Origin of the sequence: Pseudomonas sp. PS01300 (assembly GCF_029960155.1) — a bacterium.
Taxonomy (GTDB): domain Bacteria; phylum Pseudomonadota; class Gammaproteobacteria; order Pseudomonadales; family Pseudomonadaceae; genus Aquipseudomonas; species Aquipseudomonas palmensis.
On the sequence record NZ_JASCPN010000145.1, the window covers coordinates 1 to 545 of the forward strand.

Annotated in this window: 1 protein-coding gene; it reads left to right on the top strand. The window is 51.2% G+C overall.

Annotated elements, in window-relative coordinates:
• Positions 1-545 (top strand): IS3 family transposase (locus QMX96_RS26710; RefSeq protein ID WP_282362726.1); only part of this gene is annotated, 545 nt, incomplete at both ends.

A 545-nucleotide genomic window follows, 5' to 3' on the forward strand; every position in this document is an offset into this window, starting at 1 on the left:
TCTCAGACAGGTTATCGACGCCGCCCTGGAAAGTACGGCGGTAAGCCAGCGGTCGTCTCACCCAATTTGCTGAAGCGCCAGTTCGATGTTGTGGAACCCAACAAGGTTTGGGTAACCGACATCACGTACATTCGTACGTATGAAGGCTGGTTGTATTTGGCGGTGGTACTAGATCTGTTTTCTCGGCAGGTCGTTGGCTGGTCAATGAAGTCGCAGATGACCAGTGATTTGGCTATTGATGCGTTGTTGATGGCGGTTTGGAGGCGTAAACCGAAGCAAGAGGTGATGGTTCATTCCGACCAAGGCAGCCAGTACAGCAGCTCCGATTGGCGCAGCTTTTTGAAGGCAAACAATTTGGTTGCCAGCATGAGTCGCCGAGGCAACTGTCATGACAACGCCGTGGCCGAGAGCTTTTTCCAGCTTCTGAAACGGGAACGGATCAAGCGAAAAATCTATACCACGCGGGAAGATGCTCGGAGTGATGTGTTCGATTACATCGAGATGTTCTACAACGTAAAACGCCGCCATGGTTTCAACAATCAGCT